This window comes from Variovorax sp. SPNA7, assembly GCF_033807855.1.
GTDB classification, from domain to species: Bacteria; Pseudomonadota; Gammaproteobacteria; order Burkholderiales; family Burkholderiaceae_C; genus Variovorax; species Variovorax beijingensis.
Genome location: NZ_CP138513.1, coordinates 4,106,860 through 4,122,112, shown reverse-complemented (window position 1 = coordinate 4,122,112; position 15,253 = coordinate 4,106,860). Strand labels below are relative to the sequence as shown.

Below are 15,253 nucleotides of genomic sequence, written 5' to 3'. Positions count from 1 at the left end.
CTCAGGGCGCCAGCCGCTCGCGCACCCAGCCGGCGCCTTCGAGCCGGTAGCGCAGCCGGTCGTGCAGGCGGCTCTTGCGGCCCTGCCAGAATTCCCAGCGGTCCGGCACGAGCCGGTAGCCGCCCCAGTGCGGCGGGCGCGGCGGCGAGAGCAGGTGCCTGGCGGCGGCCACGGCCGCGTTCTTGACCAGCACGTCGCGTCCGCTGATCACCTCGCTCTGCGGGCTGGCCCAGGCGCCGATGCGCGAATCGAGCGGGCGGCTCGCAAAGTAGGCGTCGCTTTCCTGCGCGCTCGCCTTTTCCACGCGGCCCTCGATGCGCACCACGCGTTCGAGCTCGACCCAGTGGAACTGCAAGGCCGCGTACGGATTGCCCGAGAGCTCGCGCCCCTTGCGGCTTTCGTAGTTGGTGTACCAGACGATGCCGCGCGCGTCATAGCCTTTGATGAGCACGATGCGGCTCGAAGGCCGCAGGTCGCCGCCCACGGTGCACAGCGTCATGGCGTTGGGTTCGGGCACCTGCGCGTCGATGGCTTCGCCGAGCCAGCGCTCGAACTGCCTGAGGGGATCGTCGGTGCTGTGGGTTTCGCCGAGTTCGGCGCGCTCGTAGCTCTTGCGCAGCGCGGCCAGCGTTTCGCTGGTGGGAGAGGAAGAGGAAGAACTCATGCCGGCATTGTTGCGCATGCGCTGCCGCAAGGCACCGCGGGCATTCCGCGCACATACTCGCCGCATGGCGACAAAGGCGAATTCCCCGTGCGTGATCGTGCTGGCCTCGGGCCGCGGCGAGCGCTTCATCGCGGCCGGGGGCACCGGCCCCAAGCTGCAGGCGCCGCTGGCGGGCAAGCCGCTGCTCGAACGTACGCTGGATGCGGTGCGCGCGAGCGGCCTGCCATGGCGGCTCGAAGACGCCGGCCACCCGGGCATGGGCGACTCGATTGCCGCCGCGGTGCGCGCCACGCCGGATGCCGCCGGCTGGCTCATTCTTCCGGGCGACCTGCCGCTGGTGCGCCCCGAGACGCTGCGCGCCGTGGCTGGCGCACTGGCCGGCCGCGTGCGCGCGGTGCAGCCGCAATACAGGGGCGAGCGCGGCCATCCGGTGGGCTTTTCGGCCGGCTGCGGCGCGCAACTCGCGGCGCTGAAGGGGCCGCTGGGCGCATCCTCGATCCTGAAGGCGATGCGCGCCATCGATGCGGTGGCCGACCTCGTGGTGGACGACGTCGGCATCGTGACCGACATCGATACGCCCGAGGCCCTGGCCGCTGCCGAGGCGCTCTGGCTGGCGCGTTAACAGGCCCTACCGCTCAGCGCCGCGCGATCACCGCGCAGGCGGTGCGCGGGCCGGAGTTGCCGGCCGGCTGGGTGGTGAAATCGTCGCGGTCGCGGTGCACCACGAGCGCGCGGCCCACCACGTTGTTGGCGGCGCCTTCGGTCAGCGAGATCGTGTGCACGTCGACGCTGAAACGCGCCACGCCGTTCGCATCGGCCACCAGGCTCGGCAGTTCGCCGGCATGGCTGCCCGGTGCGCTGAACTTGCCGTGCGTGCCGCCGGCGGGGTTGAAGTGGCCGCCCGAGGCGTTGCCGTTGTCGCCGCAGTCGCCCTTTTCATGGATGTGGAAACCGTGCTCGCTGCCTGGTGCGAAGCCGCGCACCTCGCCGGCCACGCGCACGCCGTGGTCCAGCGCGGTGAAGGTCACCGTGCCGCGCGTCGGGTTGGGCGAGATCGCCGCGGTGGGCATCAGTTCGGCGGCTGCCTTCGGCTTGCCGCCCATCATGCTGCCGCAGGCCGAAAGCAGGGCGCTGGCGAGAAGGGCGGTGCCGGTGGCGGCGAGAAGGCGATGGTTCATGGTTTTTCCTTGGACGGTCCGGAGGATTGTTGGGGAAGGGAAGAAGAAGGAGATTTGTCCGGAGACTCCGGAACATATACCGGAGCCGGCGGCATCCCGCAATCGGCCGCCGCCGCGGCCTCTGCCTGGCGTTCCTCTTCCTCCTGCCGCTCCTGGGCCAGCGCAACCAGCCGGGCCAGGGCCGCATCGTGGATCGAGTGGCGGCGCAGCTCCAGCAAGGTCTGGCGCGCGTAGTCGAGCGAGCTGCCGTAGCGGCCGACGGCATGCGTGAAGATGTGGCGGTAGCGCTCGTCGCTGAGCTCGCCGGTGAAGTTGGGGCTGCGCCTGGAAAGCGTGAAGGCGAGCGCGCGCACGGGACCTTCGGGCGTGGTGCAGTTGAGCCACCTGGGGTCGTACACGCCGGTGGGCATTTCGCGCAGCCAGAGCCTGCGGAGCGTTTCGAGCCCGTGCGCCGACGGCACCCGGAACACCATGCCGCGGCAGCTGCCGCCCGACAGCAGGCCGAAGACGAGGCCGGGCGTCTGGACGCTGCCGCGGTTGATGCGGCTCCACATCTTGAGCGCGCGATGCCAGCCGTGCACCCAGGCCGGCCGGCGCTCCGCAAAATCGAACTCGGGGCGCCAGATCAGCGAGCCGTAGCCGAAGAGCCACAGGTCGTCGCGCCCGCCCCAGTCGGCAATGGCCTGCTCGAGCATGGGCTGCGGGTCGCGCAGCGGCCTGGGCAGCGGGTCCAGGCCCGGCGGTCCGGGATCGGGTGCGGGGCCGAAGGGGCCGCCGCCTACAATTTCGCGATCATGGTTCACCGCACCATTATTTACCGACCTCTTTCTTCCTACGGAGTACGACCCCTCATGAGCGACGACGACAGCCAGCAAAACTTCATCCTCGGATTTCTCCTGGCACTGATCGCGCTGGTGATTTTCCTCGTGCTGGGCATCGTGCTCTGGCACAAGAGCCACGGTGCGGCGCCGGCTGCCATGCCTGCTGTCGCCGTGGCTGCGGTGGCCGCAGGGCCGGCCACCCACACCACGGTGGCCGAAGTGACCGAGACGGTGACGGTCGTCATTCCCGACGGTGCCAGCATCCGCGTGGCCGACGGCGTGGTGAACTTCTATTTCGCCACCGGCAGCGCCGACCTGGCGCCCGGCGCGGCGGAGGCGCTGGCCGCCGTCATCAAGGGCGTGGAGAGCGGCCGCAAGGCCGTGGTCTCGGGCTTCCATGACACCACGGGCGACGCGGCCGTCAACGAGCAGCTCGCGAAGAAACGTGCCGAAACAGTCCGTGACGTGCTGGTGGGCCTGGGCGTGCCGGCCGACAAGGTCGACCTGCAGCGGCCCGCCATCACCGCGGGCTCGGGCAACGACGCCCAGGCGCGGCGCGTGGAAGTCAAGCTGGTCGATTGAGCCGGCGGCGGGCCGGACCGGATCCGCCAATCCGTATTGCCGGGGTGCGGATTTCCATCGGCCTCGGTCGCAGGGTCTTGGTACCATTGACTTCCACGTCGAAGGTCGCAAAAGCGACAGTGGCCAGATGCCGACAGCGCGACCGAAACCATCCCCATGAGCACACATCCCACCGTCCTTGACGTTACCGATCGCATTCGCGAGCGCAGCCGGGGGCCGCGCAGCGCGTACCTCCAGCGGCTGGCGGAAATCCGCAACCGCGACCGGGGCTCCGACCGCATGGGCTGCGCCAACGTCGCGCACGCCGTGGCCGGCATCCCGGCCAACGACAAGTTCAAGGTGGTGACGGAGCGCGCGCCCAACATCGGCATCGTCACCGCCTACAACGACATGCTCTCGGCCCACGCGCCGTACCAGGGCTACCCCGACATCATCAAACAGGAGGCGCGCAGCCTCGGCGCCACCGCGCAAGTGGCCGGCGGCGTGCCCGCCATGTGCGACGGCGTGACCCAGGGCACGCCCGGCATGGAGCTGAGCCTGTTCAGCCGCGACGTGATCGCCATGGGCACCGCGATCGCGCTCACGCACGACATGTTCGACGGCGCGCTGCTGCTGGGCGTGTGCGACAAGATCGTGCCGGGCCTCCTGATCGGCGCGCTGCATTTCGGGCACCTGCCCACGGTGTTCGTGCCGGCCGGCCCCATGCCCTCGGGCCTGTCGAACGGCGAGAAGTCGAAGGTGCGAGAGCAGGCGGCGCAGGGCCTGGTCGGCCGGCAGGGCCTGCTCGACGCCGAGATGGCGGCCTACCACACCATGGGCACCTGCACCTTCTACGGCACCGCCAACAGCAACCAGATGCTGCTCGAGGCCATGGGCCTGCACGTGCCGGGCACCGCCTTCATCCAGCCCGGCGACGCCATGCGCGAGACGCTCACGCGCGAGGCGGTGCGTACCGTGCTGGGCCGCGCGAGCGAGGCGAAATTCAATTGCCCGCCCATCGGCGAAATGGTCGACGAGCGCTGCATCGTCAATGCCATGGTGGCGCTGCTGGCCACCGGCGGCTCCACCAACCACCTGATCCACTGGGTGGCCGTGGCGCGCTCGGCCGGCATCGTGATCGACTGGGACGACTTCTCCCGGCTCTCCGACGTGATTCCTCTGCTGACGCGCGTCTATCCCAACGGCAGCGCGGACGTGAACGCGTTCCAGGCCGCAGGCGGCCCGGGCTTCGTGATCGGCGAGCTGCTCGACGCCGGCCTGATGCACGCCGACGTGCTGACCGTGCGTGCCGGCGGCATCCGCGAGTTCGCGAGCATTCCGTCCCTTGCGGACGACAAGCGCCTGGTCTGGACCTCCGCCGCGCCTTCCAAGGATGAAGCCGTCGCGCGGCCCGTGGAGAATCCCTTCAGCGCCACCGGCGGCCTGAAGCTGCTCAACGGCAACCTGGGGCGCAGCGTGATCAAGGTGTCCTCGGTGCCCGACGACCGCCACGTGATCGAGGCGCCGGTGCGCGTCTTCGATTCGCAGGCCGCGCTGCACCAGGCCTTCACCGCCGGCGAGCTGGAGCGCGACGTGGTGTGCGTGGTGCGCTGGCAGGGACCGCAGGCCAATGGCATGCCCGAGCTGCACAAGCTCACGCCGCCGCTGTCGGTGCTGCAGGGCAAGGGCTTTCGCGTGGCGCTGGTCACCGACGGCCGCATGAGCGGCGCCTCGGGCAAGGTCCCGGCCGCCATCCATGTTTCTCCGGAAGCCGCCGCGGGCGGCCCGCTCGCCAAGGTGCGCGATGGCGACGTCGTGCGCCTGGACGCCGTGGCGGGCACACTGGCGGTGCTGGTGCCCGACGACGAATGGGCCGAACGCGAGATCGCCAAGCTGCCCGAGGCCAAGCGCATCGCCGACGGCCACGGCCTGGGCCGCGAGCTGTTCGCGGGCATGCGGCGCAATGCGCTGACGGCGGAAGAGGGCGCATGCTCGTGGCTGTGAACAATGGAGCAATGAAATGACAGACAAACTCACCGCACTCGAGGTCATGCGCGATGCACCGGTCATTCCGGTGATCGTGCTGCACGACGTGAAACATGCCATTCCACTGGCGCGCGCGCTGGTGGCCGGCGGCATCCGCATGCTCGAGGTCACCCTGCGCACGCCGCAGGCGCTCGAATGCATCGAGGCCATTGCCAGGGATGTGCCCGAGGCCGTGGCCGGCGCCGGCACCATCCGCAGCGCGGCCGATGCGCAGGCCTCGGCGCTGGCCGGCGCGAAGTTCGGCGTGAGCCCGGGCTATACGCGCGCAGTCGGCAAGGCCTGCCACGACCTCGGCCTGCCGCTTTTGCCCGGCGTTGCCACCGGCAGCGAGATCATGACGGCGCAGGAAGACGGCTACACCGAACTCAAGTTCTTTCCCGCGCTGCAGGCGGGCGGCATTCCCATGCTGAAGGCGTGGCAGGGCCCGTTCGGCGACGTGACCTTCTGCCCGACCGGCGGCATCCATGCCGACAACGCGGCCGAATTCCTGGCGCTCTCGAACGTGGCCTGCGTGGGCGGCTCGTGGATCGTGCCGGCCGACGCCATCCGCAACGGCGACTGGGCGCGCATCGAACAGCTCGCGCGCGCGGCGAGCCAGCTCTCACGCTGAGCCGGTCATGCGTGCGGATTTCGATGCCAGTGACCTGAAGGTCATTGCCTTCGACGTTTTCGGCACCGTGGTCGACTGGCACAGCGGCATCGCCGCCGAGGCCGAGCGCGCATTGCCGGGCGTCGACGGCGCCGCCTTTGCGCTGGCCTGGCGCGCGGGCTACCAGCCCGCCATGAAATCCGTGATGGAGCGCATCGCGGCGGGCGAGGGCGGCTTCACGCTGCTCGACGAACTGCACCTGAGCATGCTCGAACAGGTGCTGCACGACTTCAGCCTGGCCGACCGGCTCGATACCGCCGCCAAGCGCGACCTGAGCCGCGCCTGGCACCGCCTGCCCGCGTGGCCCGATGCGGTGGAGGGGCTGACGCGCCTCAAGAAGAAATTCACCATCTGCACGCTCTCCAACGGCAACATCGGCCTGCTGACCGAAATGGCCAAGCGCGCCGGCCTGCCCTGGGACTGCGTGCTGTCGGCCGAAGTGTTCAAGGCCTACAAGCCCGATCCGCGCACCTACCTTGGCGTGGCGGGCGTGTTCGATGCGACGCCGGGTCAAGTGATGCTCGCCGCGGCGCACCACGACGACCTGGCGGCGGCGCGCACCTGCGGCCTCAAGACCGCCTACATCGAGCGGCCCCATGAATTCGGCCGCGCCCAGCCGAAGGACGTTTCGCCGAACCCGGACAACAACCTGCACGCGCGCGACATCAGGCAGCTGGCCGACCTGCTGGGCTGCTGAACCTTCGGCATCTGGGCGCGCGGCCCAATCACCTCGCCCTGGCCGCGCCGAAGGACTTCGCGGACTTGATCATCCCCCGCATCATCTGCGTGAGCGGGAATTCCACGAACCTGTAGACCATGTGCGAAGCCCAGATCGACGCGATACAGATCGCAACGGAAATGGCAAGGATCTGAGGCGTCGACGTAAAGCCGAGCAGTTTGACCGTGAGAGGGATGGCCACCAGGATGAACGGGTGAAACAGGTACAGCGAGTAGGAGCTGTCCCCGATGGCCAGGATCACGCGCAGCCTGGCCCAGAACGATCCGAGCGATATCAACCCGAAGAAGATCATTGCGGAAGGAATTGCCAGCGCAAATCCCCGGAGTTCGCTGCTGCCAAGGCCTTCCGAAATTGCCAGGTGCGCAAGAAAGGCCCCGGCGGCGATCAGGAGGAGGGACACCGGCGTGCTCTGCCGGATCAGCCCTTTCTTGAATGCGACGCCAATGGCCACGCCGAATGCAAATTCCAGGAACAAGGAAAAATTCATGACCTTGTAGTCGATGCCGGAAAGCAATCCAATGAACGATGCCGCGGCCAATACCAGGCACGCGAGATAGGCGTTCTTCGGCTTTGCGGTGGGCAGCGCAACCAGCGCCCACAAGCCGTAGAAAATGATTTCATAGGTGAGCGTCCACCCGTTGTTGACCAGGTACGGGGCGGACGTGGGCCACAGGAAGAACGACGCGGCAATGTCGGTGGGTTCCTGGGCATTGCTGTTGATCAGCTTCGGCGCAAGCATGAAAACCACCAACGCCAGCAAGGACAGTCCCCAATAAAGGGGAAACACCCGGATGATCCGCTTCTCCATGAATTCCACGTGGGTCATGGTCTTGTTGGCCGTGACAAAGTAGATGATGAAGCCGCTGATCATGAAGAAGATATCGACCCCGATGATCCCGAAATCGAACAGCGGAATGGCACCGCCGGAAAGCGCATGGGCTTTCTGCGCCGCGTGATGAATCACCACCAGCAGCGCAGCAATGCCTCTGCCTGCCTGAATGGATTCGACGTACTGTGGCTGGTCCACCGCAATGGATTGGGATTTCACGAAATTCGATCCTGACGGGTGGGACGGACAAAAAGCGGATTGCGCGAAATGGCGGCGGCCTGCCGGCGCCGCAGCAGCCTTTTTTCGGCCAGCTCGGTCTTCTGCGCCAGCGCCATGGCCGAAAAGACGAGCGGACTCACGATGGCGAAGTGGCGGGCAAACGAGCCGAAGTCGGGCTCGAACACCCCCTCGATGATGAGGAAGGACAAGGGCGCAAGGGCCACCTTGCCGGCCTGGATCAGGTTCTTGTTGCCCGACTTCGCGCCCTCGACGACAACCTTCACCATCCATATGAACGTGAAAGGCATGATCGAGATGAACGCCAATTGGCTGACCGAGCCAAAGCGCAGGAGCTCGAGCGGAAAAGCCAGGCGGAAGAACGTGATCGTGGCGTTGAGCGCCTGCAGCAGGGCATTGTCGGAAGCAATGACCGCCTCGATGACCGTGCGCGATCCTTCGGCGCCGACTTCCCGGTTCTCGTTGACCGTTGCGCGGGCAAAGTCCAGGGTGACGCCAAGTGCGATCTGGAAGGTCAGCGCGAGCGCGATATAGACCAGGACGATGATGACCAGGAGCCTGAATACGGTGAGCTGCTTTCTTATCAAGCGCAGCCCGAGCCAGACGGCGCTGACCAGCAGCCAGTACTTTCTGACCACCCAGCCGTAGATCGTCGACGAAAGGAACCAAGTCAGCCCGAACCCGCTGTGCTGCGCTGCCATGACCGAGAGCAGCACCACGCAGGCCGACAGCATGTCCTTCGAAAGAACCGAAAGAAAAATGGCCCTGATGAATCCCCATCCGAGCGATACGAAAAACACGCCAAGGGGAATTCGGCTGAATTGCAGTATGGGGATGATGGTCAGCGTGACGCTCAGAAAAGCGCCGGCAATAGGTGCCGTCTTGGCGCTGAGCCCGGCCGACTCCAGCAGGAATGCACTGCAGGCGTAGGAGTTTCTTTCCTCGATCGTGGTGGAGGTGAGCTGGCACAAATCGGCGCCGAAGAAACTCAATAGCGTTTCTTCATCCGGAAAATTCTGGGCCGCCGTGTCGTGGTAGAGAAAAGGAATGACGCCGACGATCAGGGCGGAAAAGAAAAAGATGATCAGCGATATGGCCGGATCAATAGGCTTGCCGCGTATGCTCAGAATCGTCAATTTTCATTCCGCTTGGAAAGAAGCGCCCATGTAGAAGATAGTTCAAGGAGTAGGGAGCATTCGGCGCCGCGTCCGAATGGACGATCTTGCTGAACTGTGAAGCTCTTTGATCGCGATTCCGGGTATCAGAATGTGATGCGTCCTGCATCAGCACTACCCCTTGAAAATACCAGCAAAGAATATGCCGATCGCCTTTAAAAGGTGATCATTTGTATCCTCAATTCAGCGGCCGCGAAGCGCTGGTGGCGGCGCCGGGTGCCGGCGCCGCGGTGGCCCGGCTAGGACGCGCGCAGGGCGTCCGAACTGGCGGGGCTGCCGTCGCCGGAAGCCTTTGCCTTGTCCTGGATGAGCTCGATCTTGTAGCCGTCGGGATCGGTCACGAAGGCGATCACCGTGGTGCCGCCTTTCACGGGGCCGGCTTCGCGCGTGACGTTGCCGCCGGCGGCCTTGATCTTTTCGCAGGCCGCGTAGGCGTCGGGCACGCCGAGCGCGATGTGGCCGTAGGCCGTGCCGAGTTCGTAGCTTTCGGTGCCCCAGTTGTAGGTGAGCTCGATCTCGGCCTGCCCGGGGTTGCCGCCGCCGTAGCCGACGAAGGCGAGGCTGTACTTGTATTCGGGGTTCTCCGAGGTGCGCAGCAGGCTCATGCCCAGCACCTGGGTGTAGAAGTCGATCGAACGCTGGAGGTTGCCGACGCGCAGCATGGTGTGGAGAAGTCGCATCTCGTGGGATCTCTGTTGTTGCGGGGGAGGAATTCCATTGTCGGCGCTAGGCGAGCGCGAGCAAGTGCGCCTCGTGCTTGCGCAGGAATTCGCGCAGGTGCTGCGGATATTCCGGCACCACCGCGCTCTGCACGCTCGGCCGCGCCGCCAGTGCCTTGCGCCACGCATTCACCTTGGGCAGGGCATCGAAGATGTGCGAATTGCTGATTTCGTCGAACACCTCGAAGTAGCGAAAGATCGGCGCGAACACCGCGTCGACCAGGCTGAAGTCCTTGCCGGCGAAGTAAGGGCCGGTGCCGAGCGCGGCTTCCACGCGCTCGAACTTGGCGGCAAGGGCCAGGCGCTTCTGCTCGAACACTTCGGCGTCGCGCGTGGTTTCGTAGCCCCACAGGTCGCCCAGGATGGCCGAGCCGAACTCCATCCACGCGCGATGCTCGGCGCGGGTGAGCGGATCTTCGGGATGCAGGCGCGGGCCGGGCTGGGTTTCTTCGAGGTACTCGCAGATCACGTTGCTCTCGAACAGCACCGCCTCGCTGCCATCGGGGCGCTGAAGCCGCAGCAGCGGCACCTTGCCCAGCGGCGAGATGGCAATGAACCAGTCCGGCTTGTTCGCAAGATCGATCACCACGCGCTCGAAGGGCACGTTCTTTTCGGCCAGCGCGATGGCGGCGCGCTGCACATAGGGGCACAGCAGGTGGCTGACGAGCGTGAGGGGCTTGGACATGGCGTTGGGCTCTCCGGAAAGTTTGAAAGTGGGACCGCGGCAATTCTTGCGGCCTCGAACAACCTTTTCCCGAAAAGCCCATTCGCCGAAAGGGCACCCTGTGCTATTTGGCGGTGTCCAGCCAATGCGTGATGCGGCCGCCGTGCATCACGCCGATGCGGTCGGCCATGGCATGGGCCTCGGCCTCGTTGTGGGTGACCAGGATCGCGGTCTGCCCGGCGCGCCGGAGAATGCCGCGCACCTCGGCCGTGAGGCGCTCGCGCGTGCCGCCATCGAGGTTGGAGAACGGCTCGTCGAGCAGCAGCAGCTCGGGCGAAGGCGCCAGTGCGCGGGCGAGCGCAATGCGCTGCTGCTGGCCGCCCGAGAGTTCATGCGGAAAGCGCTCGCCGGCATCGGCCAGGCCCACCAGTGCCAGCATCTCGGCCACGCGGGCCTGCTGCTGCGCACGGCTCGAGCGGCGCAGGCCGAAGGCCACGTTCCGACTGGCCGACAGATGGGGGAACAGCGCGTACTCCTGGAACATCATGCCCACGCGCCGCTGCTCGGGCGGCAGGTGCACCTGGGTGGAGGAGAGCAGCACGTCGCCGAGCCGGATGGCGCCGGCGCGCAGCGGCTCGAAGCCCGCGATCGCCCGCAGCACCGTGGTCTTGCCGCAGCCCGAGGGGCCGAACAGGCAGGCGATCTCGCCGGCGCACAGCGAAAGCGAGAAGTCGTTGACCACGGCATGCAGGCCGCGCGGCGTTTCGTAGGCGAGCTGGATCGATTCGATGGAAAGGGGGGAACTCATCGTGTCTCTGCGGCTGGCGTGCCCAGTTGGTTGCGCGCCAGCAGCACCACCGGCAGCAGGCCGGCCGCCACGATGGCGAGCGCCGCGATCGCGCCTTCTTCATACGTGCCGCGTGCGGCCTCGGCATAGAGCCAGGTGGCCAGCGTGTCGAAATTGGCCGGCCGCAGCAGCAGCGTGGCCGGCAGTTCCTTCATGGCGTCGACGAAGACCAGCAGCGCACCCGTGGCAATGGCGGGCTGCAGCAGCGGCAGGTGCACGCGCCTGAGCGTGCCGCCGCTGGTTTCGCCCAACAGCCGCGAAGCCTGCTCGATGGCGGGCGGAATGCGGGCGAGCCCGGCTTCGATGCCGCCGACCGGCATGGCGAGGAAGCGGATCGCGCAGGCCGCCACCAGCACGATGCCCGCGCCCATGAGCGGCAGGCCCTGCAGGCCGAGCATGCCGGCCAGCGCGGCATCGAACGCGAGCGCCGGCGTGAGCAGGCCGATGGCGAGCACCGTGCCGGGCAGCGCATAGCCCAGCGTGGCCGCGCGCGCCTGCCACCGTGCGCGGTTCGGGCGCGATCCCTGGCTGCGCGTGGCCCACGCCACCACCAGCCCCGCGGCCACGGCCGCGACGGTCACGCCGGCGGCCAGCGTGATGGTGTTGCCGAGGCTTGCGAGCAAGCCTTGCGACACGCCGCCTCCCTGGCGCAGCCGCTTGGCGCTTTCCCAGACCAGGTAGAGGGCGGGCGCCACGAAGCCGATCAGCACCGGCAACGACGCAGTGGCGGTGGCGAGCCATGCGGCGCCGCCGTGCAGGCGCCGCGGCTGCATGGCGCGCATGCGCTGCGCCGAGCCGAAGCGTTGGTGCCGGCGCCCGTTGCGCTCGAGCCAGACCAGCGCGACCACCACGAACAGCATGGCGCAGGCGATCTGCGCCGCACCGGCCAGGTCGGAGCGCGTGATCCAGGTGGTGTAGACCGCCACCGTGAGCGTGTTCACGCCCAGGAATTCAGAGGCGCCGATGTCGTTGAGCGTTTCGAGCAGCGCCAGGCTCAGGCCTACTGCGAGCGCCGGCCGCGCCAGCGGCAGCGCCACGCGAAAGAAAGCGCCGCGCCGGCTTTCGCCCAGCGTGCGCGCCGCTTCCATCAGGTGCGCGGGCTGCGTCATGAACATGGCGCGCGCCGTCATGTAGACATAGGGGTAGAGCACGAAGCCGAGCACGAAGATCGCGCCCGGCATCGAGCGCAGGTCAGGCAGGCGGAACTGGCGCGGGCTGTCGAAGCCCAGCGCCCAGCGGATCGCACCCTGCACCGGCCCGATCGGATGCAGCAGGTCCAGGTAGGCAAAGGCGACGATGTAGGTCGGCATTGCAAGCGGCAGCAGCAGCGCCCAGTTCAGCACGCGGCGTCCCGGAAAGTCGCAGGCTGTCACGAGCCATGCGCAGCCGGTGCCGATCAGCAGCACCAGTGCGCCCACGCCCGTGAGCAGCAAGGCCGTGTTGAGCGCGGCCTGCGGCAGCACGTGGGCGAACAGCGGCCCCCAGTGCGCGACGCCCGAGCCGAAGGCGAGCCAGGCGAGCATGAGCACCGGCGCGAGCACACCGATGGCAATGCCGAACGAGGCCCAGCGCCAGATCGGCCCCGCAGCCTGCAAGCCTCCGAAGCTCATGCGGACCACAGGCCTTTCATTGCTCCCTGGGGGCGAGCAACATTACAGGTCGAATCCGACCTTGTCGACCAGCGCGCTGGCCTGCTTGCGGTACTTGGCAATCTCGGTGAGCGGCAGCGGATCGACCTTCAGCTCGCCGATGGTTTCCCCGATGATCGGATCGAGCGCCACGCCCTTGCGCACCGGATATTCGTAGTTGGCCTGCGCGTAGAGCGACTGCGCCGATTCCGACACCAGGAACTCGAGCAGCTTGACTGCATTGGCGCGCTGCGGCGCATTCTTGGCCACGGCCGCGCCGCTGATGTTGACGTGCGTGCCGCCCTTGGCACCGGCAAAGGTCGGGCGGACCACCTTGATGGCGTCGCCCCACTTGCGCGCGTCGCTGCCTTCCTTGGCGCTCTTCATCTGGCCGACGTAGTAGGAGTTGGCCAGGCCGATGTCGCAGATGCCGCCCAGGATGTCGCGCGCCACGTCGCGGTCGCCGCCGGTGGCCTTGCGGGCCAGGTTGGCCTTGACGCCGCGCAGCCACTGCTCGGTCTTGGCCTCGCCGTCGTGCGCGATCATGGCCGCGATCAGCGCCGTGTTGTAGGGATGCTGGCCCGCGCGGATGCAGACCTTGCCCTTCCACTTGGGGTTGGCCAGGTCTTCGTAGCGGAAGCTGGTGATCGGCTGGTCTCTGTCGGCGTAGAGCACGCGCGCGCGCAGCGAGAGCGCGAACCACTGGCCGTCGGTGCCGCGCAGGTTGGCGGGCACGGCCGATTCGAGCGCGGCCGATTTCACCGGCTGCGTCACGCCGCCGTCGACCAGGTCCATCAGGTTGCCGATGTCCACCGTCATCAGCACGTCGGCCGGCGAGCGCGCGCCTTCGGCCTTGACCCGTTCGAGCAGGCCGTCCTTCACGAACACGGTGTTCACCTTGATCTTGCTCTGCGCGCTGAAGGCCGAGATCAGGGGCTGGATCAGCGCGGCTTCGCGCGTGGTGTAGAGCGTGAGCTCATCGTTGGCAGCGTACGCGGGCAGGGCAGCGGCAGCCAGCCAGGCGGCGGTGACGCCGATCAGTGCGCGGGCGGCGCGGCCTTGGACGCCGGGGCGGTCGGTCATGGGGATCCTCCAGGTGCAGAGACGTGTTGTGGAAAGTCATCGCAACCGTGACGGTGACGATGAGAATCATTATCACTGCCCTTGGGGCGGTTTTTTACGTCCTTGCACTTACATTGCTAATCCACCCATCGGCAAACCTGCGCCAGCGGCGCGCGAGACGTGCGGAACCGGTTGGCCGGGTGCGACGGATCCTCGTAGCCGAACGCGATGCCGCAGACCACCTGGCGATCGTCCGGAATGTCGAACCAGCGATGCAGGAACTTCGAGCGCGAGGCCACGGCCGCCTGGGCGATGCTGGCCACGCCCAGGCTGCGTGCCGCCAGCATGAAGTTGTTGACATAGGCGCCGCAGTCGAGCGCGCCATAGGTGCCGAGCAGCGCCTCGGTGGTGACGAGGGCCACATGCGGTGCCCCGAAGAACCTGAAGTTCTCCTGCGCCTGCCGCTGCGAGGCCTCGCGGTCGCCGCGCGCCACGCCCACGCTTTCATACAGCTGGAAGCCGCATTCGCGGCGGCGCTCGCGGTACACGCCGCGGTATTCCGCCGGCGGCGCAATGTCGAATGCGGCATCGGCCGCGGCTTCGTCCGAATCGAAGGCCTGGCGCAGCCGTTCGGTGGCTGCGGCACTGGCCACGATCAGCTGCCAGGGCTGCGAGTTGCACCACGAGGCGGTGCGCTGCGCCAGTTGCAGGATGGCATCGATCGTCTCGCGCGCGACGGGGTCGGCAAGGTAGCCGCGGCAGCTGTACCGCTCGGCGAGCAGGGCCTTGAAGGCTGGCGCGAGCGCGGGGTCGTGGGGCGTGGAGGAGGGCATGGGCTGCGGCCGATCGTTCAGCGTGGCGAAGGGGCCTCGAACACCAGGCAGGTGGTGGTGGCGTGCGCATACAGCGTGCCGTCGGGTCCCACGAGCCGCGCCTCGGCGGTGGCGAGCTGCCGGCCGCAATGGATCACCTTGCCCTCGGCGCGCACCCGCTGCACCTTGGGCATGAGGCCCTTCACGTAGTTCACGCTGAGTTCGGCGGTGGTGTAGGCGCGCCCGGGCGGCATCATGGTGTGGACCGAGCAGCCCAGTGCCGAATCCAGCAGCGTGGCGGCCCAACCGCCGTGCACCGTGCCCAGCGGGTTCATGTGCTGCGCGAGCGGCGTGCCCTGGAACAGGGCCCGGCCCGGGCCGACTTCCAGCAGGACGAAGTCGAGGGTCTTGGCGATGGCGGCATAGGGGATTTCGGCGCGCAGCATCGCTTGCATCATTTCGAGCCCGGTCTTGCCGGCGATCTGCTCGGGGCGTGCCAGGCCAGGGCCCGGCCCCGCGTCCAGGCGCTGGACGATCTCGGCCTCCTGGGCGATCCAGGCGTCGAGGGTGGCATGCGGCTCGGTCATGAAAAAATTCCTTGATAGTTGCATATACAATCATT

17 protein-coding genes are annotated in these 15,253 nt (G+C 67.5%); 5 read left to right on the top strand and 12 right to left on the bottom strand.

Annotation, left to right across the window (positions count from 1 at the left end; translation table 11 throughout):
* Window position 1 precedes the first annotated feature (1 nt).
* Window positions 2–682 (bottom strand): pyridoxamine 5'-phosphate oxidase, encoded by a 681-nt coding sequence (gene pdxH / locus RZE77_RS19385; RefSeq protein WP_319438839.1) that lies wholly within the window; start codon window positions 680–682, stop codon window positions 2–4.
* A gap of 46 nt (window positions 683–728) precedes the next feature.
* Here pdxH and RZE77_RS19380 point away from each other — a divergent pair, with 46 nt between their 5' ends.
* Window positions 729–1,286 carry a nucleotidyltransferase family protein gene (locus RZE77_RS19380; protein WP_319438838.1) on the top strand — a complete coding sequence of 186 codons (558 nt, stop codon included), beginning with the start codon at window positions 729–731 and terminating at the stop codon, window positions 1,284–1,286.
* A 13-nt stretch (window positions 1,287–1,299) separates the two neighbouring features.
* Here RZE77_RS19380 and RZE77_RS19375 read toward each other — a convergent pair whose 3' ends face one another.
* Together RZE77_RS19375 and RZE77_RS19370 are read right to left on the bottom strand one after the other, a co-directional pair.
* The gene (locus RZE77_RS19375; protein WP_124955956.1) at window positions 1,300–1,842 is read right to left on the bottom strand and encodes a superoxide dismutase family protein; all 543 of its coding nucleotides are present in this window, start codon (window positions 1,840–1,842) and stop codon (window positions 1,300–1,302) included.
* On the bottom strand, window positions 1,839–2,567 hold the full coding sequence (locus RZE77_RS19370; RefSeq protein WP_319442383.1) for a gamma-glutamylcyclotransferase: 729 nt from the start codon (window positions 2,565–2,567) through the stop codon (window positions 1,839–1,841). The genes RZE77_RS19375 and RZE77_RS19370 overlap by 4 nt, the downstream gene beginning before the upstream one ends.
* Window positions 2,568–2,693: 126 nt before the next feature.
* Between RZE77_RS19370 and RZE77_RS19365 the strand changes: the two genes are divergently transcribed.
* The 4 genes from RZE77_RS19365 (at window position 2,694) to RZE77_RS19350 (ending at window position 6,616) form a co-directional block, all read left to right on the top strand.
* Window positions 2,694–3,245, top strand: coding sequence for an OmpA family protein (locus tag RZE77_RS19365; protein WP_319438837.1), 552 nt, complete (start codon window positions 2,694–2,696; stop codon window positions 3,243–3,245).
* 156 nt (window positions 3,246–3,401) lie between these two features.
* Complete coding sequence (edd, locus tag RZE77_RS19360) at window positions 3,402–5,228, top strand: phosphogluconate dehydratase (protein WP_319438836.1); 1,827 nt, start codon at window positions 3,402–3,404, stop codon at window positions 5,226–5,228.
* A gap of 16 nt (window positions 5,229–5,244) precedes the next feature.
* Window positions 5,245–5,880, top strand: coding sequence for a bifunctional 4-hydroxy-2-oxoglutarate aldolase/2-dehydro-3-deoxy-phosphogluconate aldolase (eda, locus tag RZE77_RS19355; protein WP_062366194.1), 636 nt, complete (start codon window positions 5,245–5,247; stop codon window positions 5,878–5,880).
* A gap of 7 nt (window positions 5,881–5,887) precedes the next feature.
* The gene (locus tag RZE77_RS19350) at window positions 5,888–6,616 is read left to right on the top strand and encodes a haloacid dehalogenase type II (protein ID WP_319438835.1); all 729 of its coding nucleotides are present in this window, start codon (window positions 5,888–5,890) and stop codon (window positions 6,614–6,616) included.
* 28 nt (window positions 6,617–6,644) lie between these two features.
* Here the strand turns inward: RZE77_RS19350 and RZE77_RS19345 are convergent, their stop codons facing one another.
* The 9 genes from RZE77_RS19345 to RZE77_RS19305 all read right to left on the bottom strand — a co-directional run bounded on the left by RZE77_RS19345 (window position 6,645) and on the right by RZE77_RS19305 (window position 15,218).
* A complete protein-coding gene (locus RZE77_RS19345) occupies window positions 6,645–7,706 on the bottom strand; it encodes an acyltransferase family protein (RefSeq protein ID WP_319438834.1) in 1,062 nt (353 codons plus the stop codon).
* A complete protein-coding gene (locus tag RZE77_RS19340; RefSeq protein WP_319438833.1) occupies window positions 7,703–8,860 on the bottom strand; it encodes a hypothetical protein in 1,158 nt (385 codons plus the stop codon). Before RZE77_RS19340 ends, RZE77_RS19345 begins: the two co-directional genes overlap by 4 nt.
* Window positions 8,861–9,138: 278 nt before the next feature.
* Window positions 9,139–9,579, bottom strand: coding sequence for a lactoylglutathione lyase (gene gloA, locus RZE77_RS19335; RefSeq protein ID WP_319438832.1), 441 nt, complete (start codon window positions 9,577–9,579; stop codon window positions 9,139–9,141).
* Between the two features lie 46 nt (window positions 9,580–9,625).
* The gene (locus RZE77_RS19330) at window positions 9,626–10,303 is read right to left on the bottom strand and encodes a glutathione S-transferase family protein (RefSeq protein ID WP_319438831.1); all 678 of its coding nucleotides are present in this window, start codon (window positions 10,301–10,303) and stop codon (window positions 9,626–9,628) included.
* A gap of 103 nt (window positions 10,304–10,406) precedes the next feature.
* Window positions 10,407–11,090, bottom strand: coding sequence for an ABC transporter ATP-binding protein (locus RZE77_RS19325; RefSeq protein WP_319438830.1), 684 nt, complete (start codon window positions 11,088–11,090; stop codon window positions 10,407–10,409).
* The gene (locus RZE77_RS19320; protein ID WP_319438829.1) at window positions 11,087–12,739 is read right to left on the bottom strand and encodes an ABC transporter permease; all 1,653 of its coding nucleotides are present in this window, start codon (window positions 12,737–12,739) and stop codon (window positions 11,087–11,089) included. Before RZE77_RS19320 ends, RZE77_RS19325 begins: the two co-directional genes overlap by 4 nt.
* A 42-nt stretch (window positions 12,740–12,781) precedes the next feature.
* Complete coding sequence (locus tag RZE77_RS19315; RefSeq protein WP_319438828.1) at window positions 12,782–13,840, bottom strand: Fe(3+) ABC transporter substrate-binding protein; 1,059 nt, start codon at window positions 13,838–13,840, stop codon at window positions 12,782–12,784.
* A 116-nt stretch (window positions 13,841–13,956) separates the two neighbouring features.
* Window positions 13,957–14,652, bottom strand: coding sequence for a nitroreductase (locus RZE77_RS19310; protein WP_319438827.1), 696 nt, complete (start codon window positions 14,650–14,652; stop codon window positions 13,957–13,959).
* A gap of 17 nt (window positions 14,653–14,669) precedes the next feature.
* Window positions 14,670–15,218 (bottom strand): PaaI family thioesterase, encoded by a 549-nt coding sequence (locus RZE77_RS19305; RefSeq protein WP_319438826.1) that lies wholly within the window; start codon window positions 15,216–15,218, stop codon window positions 14,670–14,672.
* Window positions 15,219–15,253 lie beyond the last annotated feature (35 nt).